Source organism: Duganella kummerowiae (assembly GCF_053572355.1).
The window spans coordinates 243,108-257,697 of record NZ_JBKFEH010000010.1 but is presented as its reverse complement, the minus strand read 5'-3'; the positions used below and the strand labels follow the sequence as shown (position 1 = coordinate 257,697).

General features: G+C 65.8%; 14 protein-coding genes. 10 read left to right on the top strand and 4 right to left on the bottom strand.

The genetic code is table 11. The features are described 5' to 3' along the window. Positions 1–44: 44 nt before the first annotated feature. Positions 45–1,355 (top strand): amino-acid N-acetyltransferase, encoded by a 1,311-nt coding sequence (argA, locus tag ACLB1G_RS14760; protein ID WP_491627978.1) that lies wholly within the window; start codon positions 45–47, stop codon positions 1,353–1,355. Positions 1,356–1,392: 37 nt separating this feature from the next. After that, on the top strand, positions 1,393–1,665 hold the full coding sequence (locus ACLB1G_RS14755; RefSeq protein WP_491627977.1) for an oxidative damage protection protein: 273 nt from the start codon (positions 1,393–1,395) through the stop codon (positions 1,663–1,665). Between the two features lie 152 nt (positions 1,666–1,817). Here ACLB1G_RS14755 and rpiA read toward each other — a convergent pair whose 3' ends face one another. Continuing rightward, complete coding sequence (rpiA, locus tag ACLB1G_RS14750; RefSeq protein WP_491627976.1) at positions 1,818–2,489, bottom strand: ribose-5-phosphate isomerase RpiA; 672 nt, start codon at positions 2,487–2,489, stop codon at positions 1,818–1,820. Between the two features lie 178 nt (positions 2,490–2,667). Between rpiA and ACLB1G_RS14745 the strand changes: the two genes are divergently transcribed. The 4 genes from ACLB1G_RS14745 to ACLB1G_RS14730 are packed head-to-tail and all read left to right on the top strand — an operon-like array spanning position 2,668 to position 4,810. Next, entirely contained in the window at positions 2,668–3,288 is a 621-nt protein-coding gene (locus tag ACLB1G_RS14745) for a chemotaxis protein CheC (RefSeq protein WP_491627975.1), read from the top strand. A 2-nt stretch (positions 3,289–3,290) separates the two neighbouring features. Continuing rightward, positions 3,291–4,253, top strand: coding sequence for a GGDEF domain-containing protein (locus tag ACLB1G_RS14740; protein WP_491627974.1), 963 nt, complete (start codon positions 3,291–3,293; stop codon positions 4,251–4,253). Positions 4,254–4,306: 53 nt separating this feature from the next. After that, entirely contained in the window at positions 4,307–4,534 is a 228-nt protein-coding gene (locus tag ACLB1G_RS14735; protein ID WP_491627973.1) for a BrnT family toxin, read from the top strand. Positions 4,535–4,576: 42 nt separating this feature from the next. After that, complete coding sequence (locus ACLB1G_RS14730; protein WP_491627972.1) at positions 4,577–4,810, top strand: BrnA antitoxin family protein; 234 nt, start codon at positions 4,577–4,579, stop codon at positions 4,808–4,810. 65 nt (positions 4,811–4,875) lie between these two features. Here ACLB1G_RS14730 and eda read toward each other — a convergent pair whose 3' ends face one another. Continuing rightward, the gene (gene eda, locus ACLB1G_RS14725; RefSeq protein WP_491627971.1) at positions 4,876–5,499 is read right to left on the bottom strand and encodes a bifunctional 4-hydroxy-2-oxoglutarate aldolase/2-dehydro-3-deoxy-phosphogluconate aldolase; all 624 of its coding nucleotides are present in this window, start codon (positions 5,497–5,499) and stop codon (positions 4,876–4,878) included. 1 nt (position 5,500) lies between these two features. Further along, complete coding sequence (edd, locus tag ACLB1G_RS14720; protein WP_491627970.1) at positions 5,501–7,420, bottom strand: phosphogluconate dehydratase; 1,920 nt, start codon at positions 7,418–7,420, stop codon at positions 5,501–5,503. 256 nt (positions 7,421–7,676) lie between these two features. On the opposite strand from edd, the gene pgi reads away from it, so the two are divergent. Continuing rightward, entirely contained in the window at positions 7,677–9,326 is a 1,650-nt protein-coding gene (gene pgi, locus ACLB1G_RS14715) for a glucose-6-phosphate isomerase (protein ID WP_491627969.1), read from the top strand. Between the two features lie 10 nt (positions 9,327–9,336). Continuing rightward, entirely contained in the window at positions 9,337–10,239 is a 903-nt protein-coding gene (locus tag ACLB1G_RS14710; RefSeq protein ID WP_491627968.1) for an SMP-30/gluconolactonase/LRE family protein, read from the top strand. A 31-nt stretch (positions 10,240–10,270) separates the two neighbouring features. On the opposite strand, the gene ACLB1G_RS14705 is transcribed toward ACLB1G_RS14710, so the two are convergent. After that, entirely contained in the window at positions 10,271–11,740 is a 1,470-nt protein-coding gene (locus ACLB1G_RS14705) for a methyl-accepting chemotaxis protein (RefSeq protein WP_491627967.1), read from the bottom strand. 402 nt (positions 11,741–12,142) lie between these two features. Here ACLB1G_RS14705 and zwf point away from each other — a divergent pair, with 402 nt between their 5' ends. Continuing rightward, positions 12,143–13,615, top strand: a complete 1,473-nt coding sequence (gene zwf, locus ACLB1G_RS14700; RefSeq protein ID WP_491627966.1) for a glucose-6-phosphate dehydrogenase — start codon at positions 12,143–12,145, stop codon at positions 13,613–13,615. Positions 13,616–13,727: 112 nt separating this feature from the next. Next, on the top strand, positions 13,728–14,582 hold the full coding sequence (locus tag ACLB1G_RS14695; RefSeq protein WP_491627965.1) for an SIS domain-containing protein: 855 nt from the start codon (positions 13,728–13,730) through the stop codon (positions 14,580–14,582). Positions 14,583–14,590 lie beyond the last annotated feature (8 nt).

Sequence of the window (14,590 nt, the reverse complement as noted above, 5' to 3'; positions counted from 1 at the left end):
TATTTTTTAGCGCGCAAGTCGCGCAGCGAATTATAATGCGGCCAATGGAAAACCCTACCCAATTCGTCCAATGGCTGCGCTCTGTCGCGCCCTACATCCACGCCTTCCGTGGCAAGACCTTCGTGGTCGCCTTCCCCGGTGAACTGGTGGCGGCCGGCGCCCTGCAGGTGCTGGCGCACGACCTGTCGCTGCTGCACGCACTGGACATCAACGTGACCGTGGTGTACGGCTCGCGGCCCCAGGTGGCCGAGCAACTGGCCCTGCGCAACGTAGAAGGGCGCTTCCACAACGGCGTGCGCATCACCGATCCGGCCGCCATGGAATGCGCCAAGGAAGCCGCCGGCGAACTCCGCCTGGACATCGAGGCCGCCTTCAGCCAGGGCTTGCCCAACACACCCATGTCGAACGCGGCGATCCGTATCATTTCCGGCAACTTCATCACGGCCAAGCCGCTGGGCGTGATCGACGGCGTGGACCTGGAACTGACCGGCGTGACGCGCAAGGTGGACGCCGAGACCATCCATTCCATCCTCGGCTCGGACGGCCTGGTGCTGTTGTCGCCGCTGGGCTTCTCGCCCACCGGCGAAGCGTTCAACCTGACCATGGAAGACGTGGCCTGCAGCGCCGCCATCGCCCTGCACGCCGACAAGCTGATCTTCATCACCGAGACCGAGATGATGAAGGACGCCGCCGGGGTCGAGATCCACGAACTGTCCTCGCACCAGGCCGAGGCCGTGCTGCAGGCCGGCTTCCTGCCGGACGCCACCGCCTTCTACCTCAAGCACTGCATCAAGGCCTGCGACAACGGCGTCGAGCGCTCGCACATCGTGCCCTTCGCGATGGACGGCTCGGCCCTGCTGGAACTGTTCACCCACGATGGCGTCGGCACCATGATCTCGCACGAGAACCTGGAATCGCTGCGCCAGGCCAGCATCGAGGACGTGGGCGGCATCATCAAGCTGATCGAGCCGCTGGAGGCCGATGGCACCCTGGTCAAGCGCGGCCGCGAGCTGATCGAACGCGAGATCGAGATGTTCTCCGTGATCGAGCACGATGGCGTGATCTTCGGCTGCGCCGCCCTGTATCCGTTCCCGGAGCAGAAGATGGCCGAAATGGCCTGCCTGACCGTCAATCCCGAGGTGCAGGCCCAGGGCGACGGCGAACGCATCCTCAAGCACATGGAAAACCGCGCCCGCGCCCTGGGCCTGACCAAGCTGTTCGTGCTGACCACCCGTACCGCACACTGGTTCATCAAGCGCGGCTTCGCTCCGGCCACGGTGGACGCCCTGCCCAAGGACCGCCAGCGCATGTATAACTGGCAGCGCAAATCCCAGGTTTTGATTAAAACCTTATAATCGCTGTTTTACACCCACCGTTTCAGGAGCAACCCCGATGGCCCGCACCGTTCATTGCATTAAACTCAACAAGGAAGCCGAAGGCTTGGATTTCCCGCCGTATCCGGGCGAGCTGGGCAAACGCATCTACGAGTCGGTGTCCAAGGAAGCCTGGGCCGCGTGGCTCAAGCACCAGACCATGCTGGTCAATGAAAACCGCCTCAACCTGGCCGACGTGCGCGCCCGCAAATACCTGGCCACGCAAATGGAGAAGCATTTCTTCGGCGAAGGCGCCGACCAGGCCATGGGCTACGTGCCGCCCACCGCCTGAGCGCCCTGCGCCCTTGCCTGCAAACGGCCCGCCTGCGCGGGCCGTTTTCATTGAACCTGTCGCAAAATGAGCAGGGCTAGGCGCCGCGACGCAGGCAGTGCGCATGCACGGCAAGGAGCGGCAACGACGCCATGGTCTTTTTGAAACGGGTTCTAGAAGGTGAGCTTGCGCACGCCGTCGGCAGTGCCCAGCAGGCAGACGTCGGCGCCGCGCGCCGCGAACAGGCCCACCGCCACCACGCCCACGATCTGGTTGATCTGCTGTTCCAGGCCTTTCGGATCGGCGATGGCCAGGCCGGACACGTCGATCAGCTCGCCGCCATTGTCGGTGATGTGGGGCTGGCCGTCCTTCAGGCGCAGCCTGGGCTGGCCGCCCAGGGCCGCCAGCTGGCGCATCACGGCGTTGCGCGCCATGGGCAGCACTTCCACCGGCAGGGCGAACTTGCCCAGCACTTCCACCAGCTTGGAGCCGTCGGCAATGCAGACGAACTGCCTGGACACCGAGGCCACGATCTTCTCGCGGGTCAGGGCCGCGCCGCCGCCCTTGATCATGGCGCCGGAAGCGTCGATCTCGTCGGCGCCGTCGATGTACACCGCGATGGACTCGACGTCGTTCAGGTCGAACACGGGGATGCCATGGCCGCGCAGGCGTGCCGCCGTCGCTTCCGAGGACGCCACGGTGCCCTTGATGCGGTCCTTGATCTTGGCCAGTTCATCGATGAAGAAGTTCGCGGTCGAGCCGGTGCCGACGCCGATGATTTCACCATCGACCACGTATTCGATGGCCGCGCGGGCCACCGCCTGTTTCAGTTCGTCTTGAGTCATGATTGCTAAAATAGAAAGGAGAAAGCTGGAGTGCCGCTATTTTAACGGATAGTGCATTTTCCACCGCGCTTGTGCGAAAATGGCCACGCTAGGGTCCAGTACTTCAAGATCGCCGGAAAGACGACATGAGAACGACCAATACTTACTTCTGCACCTCTTACCTCGGCCCCTGTCTGCCATGATCGCCCTGTCCGAACTGGAGAGCGATGCGCTGGTGCAAATCTTCAACATCGGCGCCACCCAGGCGGCGGCGGCCATGAGCACCATCGTACGTGAGCCGGTGCGCTTGTCGGTGCCCTCCATCAACTTCGTGGAACGCGGGGAGGTGGCGCGCCAGCTGGGCCGTTCCGAGCCCGGCCCCGAGCGCATCTGCGGGGTCAGCCAGCAATACGCCGGCGAATTCCAGACCGAGGCCCTGGTCATGTTCCCCGAGGATAAAAGCCTGGAAATCGTGCGCCTGATGATAGGCGAAGCCATCCCGCTGCAGGAGCTGACCGAGATGGAACAGGAAGCCCTGTGCGAGATCGGCAACATCATCCTCAATTCCTGCGTCGGCGCCATGGCCACCATCTTCCAGCGCGAGCTGAGCGGATCGCTGCCCCGCTACCACATTGGCACCAGCGGCCAGATCCTCAATGCCGGCGGCGGCAGCGAGGTGGTGCTGATGCTGCACATCGACTTCGTGCTGGAGAAACACCAGATCCATGGCTACGTCGCCTTTGTGCTGGACGTGGTGGCGCAAGCGGACCTGCAGGACCATATCAAGCTCTACATCGCGCGCGCGATGGGACAAGGCTGAGCATGGACGCCCCCATCGAAAGGCAAGGCTTGCTGCACAGCGTGCTGTGCTCGGTCAACCTGGGCGCCGTGGTGCTGGACGGCGAACGCCGCATCGTGCTGTGGAACAGCTGGATGGTGCGACACAGCGGGCTGGCGGCGGAGGCTGTACTGGGGCGCGAGCTGTTCGAGCTGTTCCCCGAACTGCGCGGCCAGCGCGTGGACGCCGCCATCGGCCAGGCCTTGCACAACAACTTTCCCTCCCTGCTGTCGCAAAGCCTGAACAAGGCGCCGTTCCCGCTGTACGCCAACCCGGCCGTGGACGCAGCCGGCGGCGGCAGGGAAAGGCTGCAGCAGGCGCTGGAAGTCAGCCCCATTGCGGTGCCCGGCGGCAGCCGCCACTGCCTGATCCAGATCAGCGATGTCAGCCTGGCGGTCGGGCGCGAGAAGCTGCTGCGCGAGCAGGCCATGGTGCTGCGCTCGCAGACCTTCTCGGACGGGCTGACCGGCATTGCAAACCGCCGCCATTTCGACGTGGCCATGGAAAAGGAGCAGCGCCGCGCGCGCCGCAACGGCACCGCGCTGTCGCTGCTGATGATAGACATCGACCACTTCAAGGCCTATAACGACCACTACGGCCACCAGAAGGGAGACCAGTGCCTGATGCAGGTGACGGCCGCGCTGTCGGGTATGCTTAAGCGCCCCTGCGACCTGATGGCGCGCTACGGCGGCGAGGAATTCGCCGTGATCCTGCCGGAGACGGAGGCGGCGCAGGCGGCGGCGCTGGCCGACACCCTGCGCGCCCGCGCGCTGGAACTGGCCATCCCGCACGAACGCCACAGCGGCGGCCTGCGCCACGTGACGGTCAGCATAGGCGTGGCGACCCAGCACCCAGGCGATGAGATCGACGTCGCCGCCCTGATCGGCGCAGCCGACCGCGCCCTGTACCAGGCCAAGCGCGCCGGCCGCAACCGCTGCGCCAGCTAGGCGATTGAGCTGGCGCACAGCGCCTGGCGTCGCTTGACGGTATAGGTATGCCTATGCATACTTATTCGCACATCGAATTCGATCCCGCCAAAGCCGATGCCAACCTGCGCAAGCACAAAGTGAGCTTCACCAAAGCGGAAGAAGCACTGCGGGATCCTTATTCCATCACGATAGAGGATAGCGACGCCATAGGCGAACAGCGTTTCATCACGCTGGGCGCGGATACCATAGCCGGGTATTATTTGTCGTCCATACTCCGCGCGGCGCATGTACCCGGCTGATCACCGCGCGCAAAGCCAGTGCCAGTGAAGCGAGGAAATATCATGCGCAGGGAATATGACTTCAGCAAAGGCGTTCGGGGTCCCGTAGTTGCAGCGCCGAACCAAACACGACTGCCTATTGCCTTGGACAACGAGGTAATCGAATTTTTTCAAGCGCAAGCGCTGAAACAAGGATGCGGCTACCAGTTTCTGATGAATAGCGCGCTGAAGACGGCAATGCTGGAAATCCGCGAACGCGAGGCGGCGGGACTTCCAGCACGTTTACGGCAGGCTTAGAGGGCGTTTCAAAATGAGCGTGGCGAGGCGCCGCAACGACGCCACGGTCTTTTTGAAATGGCCTCTTAACGCAGGCTGCTGGCGGCCTTGGCAATCTCGGTAATGCGGTCCCAGTCGCCGGCGGCGATGGCGTCCTTCGGGGTCAGCCAGGAGCCGCCCACGCAGGCCACGTTCTTCAGCGCCAGGAACTGCGCCGCCGTTTCCTGCGAGATGCCGCCGGTGGGGCAGAAGGTCACGTCCGGCAGCGGGCCTGCAATCCCGTTCAGCATGCCCACGCCGCCGGCGGGCACGGCCGGAAACAGCTTCAGTTGATAAAAGCCCTGCTCGCGCGCCGCCATCACCTCGGACGGCGTCATCACGCCTGGCAGCAGCGGCAGGCCGCTGCTCTTGGCCGCCGCGACCAGCGACGGGGTCAGGCCGGGCGACACGCCGAACACGGCGCCGGCGTCACGCGCCTGGGCGAATTCCTCCGGCTTGGTCAGGGTGCCGACGCCGACGATGGCGCCCTCCACTTCCGACATGGCGCGGATCGCGCCCAGGCCGTGCGCGGTGCGCAGGGTCACTTCCAGCACCCGGATACCGCCCGCCACCAGGGCCTTGGCCAACGGCACGGCGTGGTCGGGATCGTCGATCGCGATCACGGGGATCACGGCCGAGGTGCGCATAATATCGAGCAGGGACAGGGTCATATCAGGCTTCTTTCTTGATCAGGAAATCTTCATCGGAACCGGGCACCTTGGTGACGGCTTCCTCGGCGTGCAGCTCGACCGTGGTGCCCACCGGCGACGGCAGCGGGAAGGTCGCGGCGCCCTGCTCGGCCTCGCTCACGCACTGGCGGAACATGGAAAACAGCTCGCGCCCCATGCCGATGGTATTCGGACTGAGGTCGGCCGTGGCCTGCGAACGCGCATGCCAGGTGGCCGAGTCGACCTTGGCTTCCAGCGTGCCGTCCTTGGCGCACAGGCGGATGATGTCGCCGGTGCGCACCAGGCCCAGCGGACCGCCGGCCAGGACCTCGGGCGACACGTGGATGGCGGCCGGCACCTTGCCCGACGCGCCCGACATGCGGCCATCCGTCACCAGCGCCACGTGGCGGCCGGCGTCCTGCAGGTTGGCCAGCGCCGGGGTCAGCGCGTGCAGTTCCGGCATGCCGTTGGCGCGCGGGCCCTGGAAGCGCACCACGGCCACGAAGTCACGGTCCAGCTGGCCGGCCTTGTAGGCCGCCATGAAGGCTTCCTGGGAATCGAACACGATGGCCGGCGCTTCCACGGTCTGATGCTCGGGCTTGACGGCCGACACCTTCATCACGGCGCGGCCCAGGTTGCCCTGCACCAGGCGCATACCGCCATCCGGCGAGAATGGCGCGCTGGCAGGGCGCAGCACCTTGTCGTCGCCGGACACGGGCGCCGCCTCCTTCCACACCACACCCTTGCCGCCTTCGGCCAGGAAGGGTTCGGTGCAGTGGGCGCGCAGGCCCAAACCGAGGATGGTCTTGACGTCCTCGTGCAGCAGGCCGGCGTCCAGCAGTTCGCGGATCACGTAGCCGGTGCCGCCGGCCGCGTGGAAGTGGTTGACGTCGGCTTCGCCGTTCGGATAGATGCGGCACAGCAGCGGCACCACGGCCGACAGCTCGTTGAAGTCATTCCAGTCGATCACGATGCCGGCCGCGCGCGCGATCGCCACCAGGTGCAGCGTGTGGTTGGTGGAGCCGCCCGTGGCCAGCAGGGCCACGATGCCGTTGATGATGGCTTTCTCGTCGATCACATGGCCGACCGGCAGGTATTCGCCGCCCTGGTCGGTGATCTGGGCCGCGCGCTGGGCGGCAGCGGCGGTCAGCGCATCGCGCAGCGGGGTGTTGGGGGTGATGAAGGCGGCGCCCGGCAGGTGCAGGCCCATCACTTCCATCAGCATCTGGTTGCTGTTGGCGGTGCCGTAGAAGGTGCAGGTGCCTGCCCCGTGGTAGGAGCGCGATTCACCCTCCAGCAACTCCTCGCGGCCAACCTTGCCCTGGGCGTACAGCTGGCGCACCTTGGCTTTTTCCGAATTCGAGATGCCGGTGGTCATGGGGCCGGCGGGGATGAACACGGCCGGCAGGTGGCCGAAGTGCAGCGCACCGATCAAGAGGCCCGGCACGATCTTGTCGCACACGCCCAGGTACACGGCGGCGTCAAACATATTGTGCGACAGCGCCACGGCGGTGGCCATGGCGATCGCGTCGCGCGAGAACAGCGACAGTTCCATGCCCGGCTGGCCCTGGGTCACGCCATCGCACATGGCCGGCGTGCCGCCGGCGAATTGCGCCACCGCGCCCACTTCACGTACGGCGTCCTTGATTATTTTCGGGAAGGTCTCGAAGGGCTGGTGCGCCGACAGCATGTCGTTATAGGCCGAGACGATGGCCACCGAGGGCTTGCGCAGTTCGCGCAGGGCCAGCTTGTCGTTGGCGGGGAAGGCCGCGAAGCCGTGCGCCAGGTTGGTACAAGCCAGCGCGCCGCGCTGTACGCCCTTGAAACGGGCCGCCTCCAGGTGCGCCAGGTAGGCGCCGCGGGAAGGCTTGCTGCGCTCGATGACGCGCGCTGTTACGGATTCGAGAACTGGGTGCACCGCCATGATCGGTTTCCTTGTATGGATGAATTCCGTGAAATTTTACTACAAAATGGTTGCATACAACGCATTTTATTATGCTTGGGATTGTTTATGAGCCCAACCCATGTAAACCAGTTTCAGAACGTCATGAACGCCTTGCCCCGTAAATGCGTGCCGGCACGGCATGTCACGGAACTGTAGTGAATTTACCGCATTATCCTGTATGATTCGCAATAATGGACTTGTTGACAAGTCCCAACCCTAGACCACGCCGACCATTATGCGCCAGCCTGCCCTGACTTCCACCGCCAGTTTCCTTGCCTTAGCATCCCACGCCGACCACGCCCGCCACTGGCAGCTGCGCCAGCTGTTTGCCGCCGACCCGCAGCGCTTCGACAAGCTGAGCGTGGAGGCGGCCGGCCTGTTCCTCGATTATTCCAAGAACCGCCTGGACGCCGGCACCATCGCGCTGTTGCTGGACCTGGCGCGCGAGCGCGGCGTGGAACAGCGCCGCGACGCCATGTTCGCCGGAGAGCGCATCAATCTTACCGAACATCGCGCCGTGCTGCATACGGCGCTGCGTTTGCCGCGCGGCAAAGCCCTGCACGTGGACGGCCAGGACGTCACTGGCGACGTGCACGCCGTGCTGGACCGCATCAAGGACTTCACCGACCGCGTGCGCAATGGCGCCTGGCTGGGCCACAGCGGCAAGCCCATCACCGACATCGTCAACATCGGCATAGGCGGCTCCGACCTGGGTCCGAAAATGGCCGTGCTGGCGCTGCGCTCCTACGCCCACCCGCGCCTGAAGATGCACTTCGTGTCCAACGTGGACGGCCATGACATGGACGCCGTGCTGGGCCAGGTCAATCCGGAAACCACCCTGTTCATCGTCGCCTCCAAGACCTTCACCACGGCCGAGACCATGCTCAACGCCGGCACCGCGCGCGCCTGGTTCCTGCAGCACGCCGCCGAGGAGGCGCTGGCGCGCCATTTCGTGGCCGTGTCCACCAACACCGAAGCCGTGAGCCGGTTCGGCATCGACACCGCCAACATGTTCCCGTTCTGGGACTGGGTGGGCGGCCGCTACTCCGTGTGGTCGGCCATCGGCCTGCCGGTGGCGCTGGCGGTGGGCTTCGGCTACTTCAGCGACTTCCTGGCCGGCGCCCACGCCCTGGATGAGCACTTCCGCAGCGCGCCGCTGGAACAGAATATGCCGGTGCTGCTGGCCCTGGTCGGCTTCTGGAACCGCCAGTTCCTGGGCGCAGGTTCGCTGTCGATCGCGCCCTACCACCAGGACCTGAACCGCTTCCCGGCCTACCTGCAGCAGCTGGAAATGGAAAGCAACGGCAAGCGCGTCACCACCGGCGGCGCCGAAGTCGACACCCCGACCTGCCCGGTGGTGTGGGGCGAGTGCGGCACCAACGCCCAGCACGCCTATTTCCAGCTGCTGCACCAGGGCACGGATGTCACGCCCATCGACTTCATCGCCGCCCTGCGCCCCACCCACGACCTGGCCGGCCACCACGACGCCCTGCTGGCCAACTGCTTCGCCCAGTCGGAAGCCTTCATGACCGGCAAGACCGCCGACGAAGTGCGCGCCGACCTGCAGGCGCAGAAGCTGTCCGAGGCCGAGATCGTGGCATTGGTGCCGCACAAGACCTTCCCCGGCAACCGTCCCAGCAACACCATCCTGATGGACCAGCTGACCCCGTCCGCGCTGGGCGCCCTGATCGCCCTCTACGAGCACAAGACCTTTGTGCAGGGCGTGCTGTGGGACGTCAACAGCTTCGACCAGTGGGGCGTGGAACTGGGCAAGGTGCTTGCCAAGACCATACAGTCGGAACTGGCCGGCGAGGCCGAGCCAGCCCGCCATGACAGCTCGACCAACGGCCTGATCGCCATGGCCAAGGCCGCCCGGCACATCTGAGGAACGGCGTATGAGCAAGTATCAAGTGGAAGTGGCGGTCGACGAGGTGATGCAGACCGGCGAATGCCCGCTCTGGCATCCTGTGGAGCAGGTACTGTACTGGGTCGACATTCCGGCCTTTACCGTGCACCGCTGGGATCCGGCCACGGGCGCGCGCCGCCAGTGGAAGCTGGACAGCGAGCCGGCCGCGCTGGCGCACAGCGACCGGGGCGGCCTGGTCGTGGCCCTGCGCAGCGGCTTCGCCCACCTGGACACGGCCGCAGCCGGCGACGCGCCGGTGCTCACGTCCATCGCGCCGGCGCCCTACGACACCGCCACCACCCGCTACAACGATGGCCGGGTGGACGGCGCCGGCCGCTTCTGGGTCGGCACCATCTACGAGCCGCGCGACCGCCAGGCCGCGGAAATGTATGTGCTTGAAAAGGGCAAGGTGCGCCTGGCCTGGGCCGGCGGCGCCACGGTCTCCAACGGCCTGGGCTTCAGCCCGGACCAGACCATCCTGTACCACGCAGACACCACCTCGCACCAGGTGCGCCGCTACGATTACGACCTGGCCACGGGCACGGCGTCCAACCAGCGATTGCTGCGCCAGTTCTCCACCGACAAGGCCAACCATTACGGCGGCCGTCCCGATGGCGCCGCCGTCGACAGCGAAGGGAATTACTGGAGCGCCCAGTTCGAAGGCGCCCGCATCGTCAAGCTCTCGCCGGAAGGCGAGATCCTGGACCAGATCGCGCTGCCGGCGCGCTGCCCCACCATGGTGGCGTTTGGCGGCGCCGACCTGCGCACGCTCTACATCACGAGCGCCGGCGCGCGGCCTGCAGCCGAACTGGAACAGTACGCGCAGAACGGCAAGCTGCTGTCCGTGCGGCTGCCGGTGCCGGGCCGCGCGGAGCCCGCCTACCGCGCGTAGCCACGGGCGTGCCACGATAGGGGCACATGGCTCAACCCTGCAGCGCCAGGCGGCGCTGGCCGCCGTCTTCGCGGCCATCATTGCCGCCCTCCAGCTTGAAGGCCGCCACCAGCCCGGTCAGGTGATGCACCTGCTGGGCCAGCGCCTCGGCCGCCGCCGCGTCCTCTTCCACCAGGGCGGCATTCTGCTGGGTGCTCTCGTCGAATTCGCCAATGGCGCTGTTGATGCGCTCTATGCCCTCGTTCTGCGCCTGGCTGGCGTTGCTCATCTGGCCCATGATGGCCGTCACGCGCTGCACGCTGTCCACCACTTGCAGGATGGTGGCGCCGGCTTCCTCGACCAGCTTGTGGCCGCCCTCCACCGTCTGCACGGTATTGCCGATCAATTCCTTGATTTCACGGGCGGCGCCGGCCGAGCGCTGCGCCAGGTTGCGCACCTCGGAGGCCACCACGGCGAAACCGCGGCCCTGCTCACCGGCGCGGGCCGCTTCCACGGCCGCGTTCAGGGCCAGGATGTTGGTCTGGAAGGCAATCCCGTCGATCACGGAAATAATGTCCACGATCTGGCGCGAGGAGGCGTGGATGTCGCCCATGGTGGCCACCACCTCGCGCACCGCCTCGCCGCCCTTCTGGGCGATGGTGGAGGCGCTTTGCGCCAGCTCGTTAGCCTGGCGGGCGTTCTCGTTGTTCTCGCGCACGGCGGCCGCCAGGCGCGCCATGGAGGACGCGGTCTGTTCTATGCTGCTGGCCTGGCGCTCGGTGCGGCGCGACAGGTCGGCATTGCCATATGCGATTTCGCTGGAGGCGTCGGCGATGGTGTGGGCGCCGTCGCGCACGCCGGACAGGGTGTTGCGCATGGTGCCTATCATCTGGCGCAGCGAGCGCGCCAGGCGGCTGCGCGGCTCGGGGCCCGCTACGGACAGGTCGATGCGGCCCTCGATGGCGGCCAGCGCGGAGACGATGGTTTCCAGCTCGGCGGCCTGGGTGGCGGCGCGCCGCAGCAGCGTGGCCAGGAAGATCAGCACGCCCGACTCCACCACCACGTAGGCCGCGTGGATGAATACGGTCGACAGCTGCGGACGGGTGAAGCACAGCACGCCATAGCCCCACTCCTGCAAATAATGGAAGCTCAGGTGGTGCACCGCGGCCACCCCGGCCGCCACCACGATGGGGCGCCAGTCGCGGTAGGCCAGCAGGAAGGCCAGGTAGACGAAGATACCGAAGTGCAACTCGGTCAGGCCGGCGCCCTGATGGATGTTCAGGCCGGCGAACACCATCACCGAGGTGGCCACCACGCAGCGCGTCGGCAGCGCCCCGGACGCGCTGAAATACAGTACGGTGGGCAGGCCGGCGGCCGGCAGGCCGACCAGCAGCGCCAGCAGCCAGGTATCGTGCAAGCCGGCCAGGGCCAGCGAGAACAGCATCAGGGCCCACAGCACGCACAGCATCATGCGGTCGGCCTGGACGGCTATCACTTGCAAGGGATCGTAGGTAGTTTTCATGGATACTCCATAGCGCGGCACGGCGTGCGGCACAGCTATAATGGAAATGTCTGCGTGGCCCATGATTGCGTGGGCGATGACCGCGTGGACAATAAACGTCGACAAGGGCTGCGGCAGGTAGGGGGCCGCGGTGTAGGGTGCCGCGTAAGGGCGGCGCATGCTGGCGTGATGAGCGGAGTCGCAACGCAATGGGGCGCGGACCGTCGCGGATCGCATGCACTAGAAGCGAAATTGTAGCACTTATTTTCCGTTGAGCAACTGTGTGCCCGTCAAGCGTGGCGTTTGCGCCGCATGTCAGCCCAGCCCACGACGTCCATGCCGTAGTAAATTTTCTTGCATCACGACTTGCAACGTAGTAAATTTACACAATTCTTCCGGCCCACCACACTTTTACACACGATTATGGCTCTCAACGACTTTGACCTGGTTTTGTTTGGCGGTAGCGGCGATCTGGCGATGCGCAAGCTGCTGCCCGCGATGTATGCCCGCGATGTCGCCAACGACCTGCCGCCCACCGCCCGCATCATCTGCGTGGGCCGCCAGGACAGCAGCCAGGAGGAATTCCTCAAGATCGTGGACAGTACCTCGCGTCCCCTGATCAAGTCGCCGGCCGTGACCCCGGCCGCCTGGGCCCGCTTTACAGCGCGCATCACCTACGTCTCGCTGAACGCCACCGATTCCGGCAGCTACGGCCCGCTGGCCGAGACCCTGCGCAAGGATGGCGGCGTGACCTGGGTTTATTATCTGGCCACCCCGCCGCACCTGTTCGCCCAGATCTGCGACAACCTCAAGGATAACGGCCTGGCCACCCCCAACGCCCGCGTGGTACTGGAAAAGCCGCTGGGCCGCGACCTGGAATCGGCCAAGCAGATCAATTTCGAGGTCGGCAAGGTCTTCAACGAGTCGCAGATCTACCGCATCGACCACTACCTGGGCAAGGAAACCGTGCAGAACCTGCTGGCCCTGCGCTTCGGCAACGTGCTGTTCGAGCCGCTGTGGCGCCGCGAGTGGATCTCCGACGTGCAGATCACCATTGCCGAGAAGCTGGGCGTGGGCAACCGCATGGGCTATTACGACACCTCGGGCGCGCTGCGCGACATGCTGCAGAACCACCTGCTGCAGCTGCTGTGCATCGTGGCCATGGAGCCGCCCACTTCGATCGCGCCGGACGCCGTGCGCGACGCCAAGCTGCAGGTGCTGCGCTCGCTCAAGCGCTTCACCCCGACCACGCTGGCGCAGAACATCGTGCGCGGCCAGTACCGCGCCGGCCACGTGGACGGCCAGGCCGTGCCCAGCTACCGTGACGAGCCGGATGCGCCGCAATCCTCGCGCACCGAGACCTTTGTCGCCATGAAGGCCGAAATCGACACCTGGCGCTGGGCCGGGGTGCCGTTCTACCTGCGCACCGGCAAGCGCATGGCCGATTCGCTGGCCGAGATCGTGGTGCGCTTCAAGCAGATCCCGCACTCCATCTTCAACCAGCCGACCTCCAGCTTCGCGCCCAACTCGCTGGTGATACGTTTGCAGCCGGACGAAGGCCTGCGCATGAACCTGATGGCCAAGACGCCCGGCGACGGCATGCGCCTGAAGCAGGCCGAGCTGGAGCTGGATTTCCGCGAACAGTTCAAGGCGCCGCGCATGGACGCCTACGAGCGCCTGCTGCTGGACGTGCTGCGCGGCCAGCTGACCCTGTTCATGCGCGGCGACGAGCTGGAAGCGGCCTGGGAATGGGTGGAACCGATCCTCGATAACTGGGAGCAGGACGATTCCATGCCCATCCCCTACGCCGCCGGCACCTGGGGCCCGGCCGCCGCCTCTGCCCTGATCGGCCGCGACGGCCTGCAGTGGCGTGAAGAAGCGTTGCCTGAAGACTGAAGTCAGCAACGCAAGGAGGCCGGCCTTGCAAGGCCGGCCCGTTCCGCAGGCGCGGAGCTTGCTCCGCGAAACCCCTGCTCCACCCTTTCCAGAAGATTAACGGAAACCACGAATGCTCCTGGACTCCATCCGCACCCAGCTCGACTCGCTGTCCAAATCGGAACGCAAGGTGGCGCTGGCCGTGCTTGAGCACCCGGCCCAGACCGTGAACGAGAACATCACGGCGCTGGCCCGCAGCGCCCAGGTGTCGGAGCCTACCGTGGTGCGCTTTTGCCGCACCCTGGGTTACGACGGCTGGCACGAGTTCAAGCTCAAGCTGGCCCAGGGCCTGGCCCTGGCCCTGCCCGGCCTGAACGAGCAGCCGGCCCAGGACGACCTGGCGGCCGACCTGGTCAACAAGATCTGCAGCCGCTCCATCAACACCCTGCTCGACCTGCGCAACAACCTGCGCGCGGACACCATACAGCAGGCGCTCGACATCCTGTCCAAGGCCAGCAAGATCGAGTTCTACGGCCAGGGCACGTCCGGCATCGTGGCGGCCGACGCCCAGCACAAGTTCTTCCGCTCCGGCGTGCCCACCGTGGCCTACGCCGACCCCACCATCCACAGCATCGCCGCCGCCCTGCTGCGGGCAGGCGACTGCGTGGTGGCGATTTCCCAGCGCGGCAACAGCCCGGCCCTGGTGCGCTCCGTCAAGCTGGCCCGCACCGGCGGCGCCGACGTGATCGTGCTGGCGCCGTCCGGCACCCCGATGGCGGAACTGGCCACGGTACTGATCCCCATCGACCTGGTGTTCAACACCGACCCCTACACCCCGATCTCGGCGCGCCTGGCGCACCTGGTGGTGATCGACGTGCTGGCGGTCGGCCTGGCCTTGAAGCGCGGTCCGGATTTCCGCCGCAAAATGCAGCACGCGCAGAAGGCGCTGCAGGAATTCGACCTGCAATTCGATTCCTTCATCGGTTAGCCAGGCCA

Bases quoted from the DNA above. Each gene is read 5' to 3' on its own strand.
- argA (WP_491627978.1), top strand. From the start codon at position 45: ATGGAAAACCCTACCCAATTCGTCCAATGGCTGCGCTCTGTCGCGCCC.
- ACLB1G_RS14755 (WP_491627977.1), top strand. From the start codon at position 1,393: ATGGCCCGCACCGTTCATTGCATTAAACTCAACAAGGAAGCCGAAGGC.
- rpiA (WP_491627976.1), bottom strand. From the start codon at position 2,489: ATGACTCAAGACGAACTGAAACAGGCGGTGGCCCGCGCGGCCATCGAA.
- ACLB1G_RS14745 (WP_491627975.1), top strand. From the start codon at position 2,668: ATGATCGCCCTGTCCGAACTGGAGAGCGATGCGCTGGTGCAAATCTTC.
- ACLB1G_RS14740 (WP_491627974.1), top strand. From the start codon at position 3,291: ATGGACGCCCCCATCGAAAGGCAAGGCTTGCTGCACAGCGTGCTGTGC.
- ACLB1G_RS14735 (WP_491627973.1), top strand. From the start codon at position 4,307: ATGCATACTTATTCGCACATCGAATTCGATCCCGCCAAAGCCGATGCC.
- ACLB1G_RS14730 (WP_491627972.1), top strand. From the start codon at position 4,577: ATGCGCAGGGAATATGACTTCAGCAAAGGCGTTCGGGGTCCCGTAGTT.
- eda (WP_491627971.1), bottom strand. From the start codon at position 5,499: ATGACCCTGTCCCTGCTCGATATTATGCGCACCTCGGCCGTGATCCCC.
- edd (WP_491627970.1), bottom strand. From the start codon at position 7,420: ATGGCGGTGCACCCAGTTCTCGAATCCGTAACAGCGCGCGTCATCGAG.
- pgi (WP_491627969.1), top strand. From the start codon at position 7,677: ATGCGCCAGCCTGCCCTGACTTCCACCGCCAGTTTCCTTGCCTTAGCA.
- ACLB1G_RS14710 (WP_491627968.1), top strand. From the start codon at position 9,337: ATGAGCAAGTATCAAGTGGAAGTGGCGGTCGACGAGGTGATGCAGACC.
- ACLB1G_RS14705 (WP_491627967.1), bottom strand. From the start codon at position 11,740: ATGAAAACTACCTACGATCCCTTGCAAGTGATAGCCGTCCAGGCCGAC.
- zwf (WP_491627966.1), top strand. From the start codon at position 12,143: ATGGCTCTCAACGACTTTGACCTGGTTTTGTTTGGCGGTAGCGGCGAT.
- ACLB1G_RS14695 (WP_491627965.1), top strand. From the start codon at position 13,728: ATGCTCCTGGACTCCATCCGCACCCAGCTCGACTCGCTGTCCAAATCG.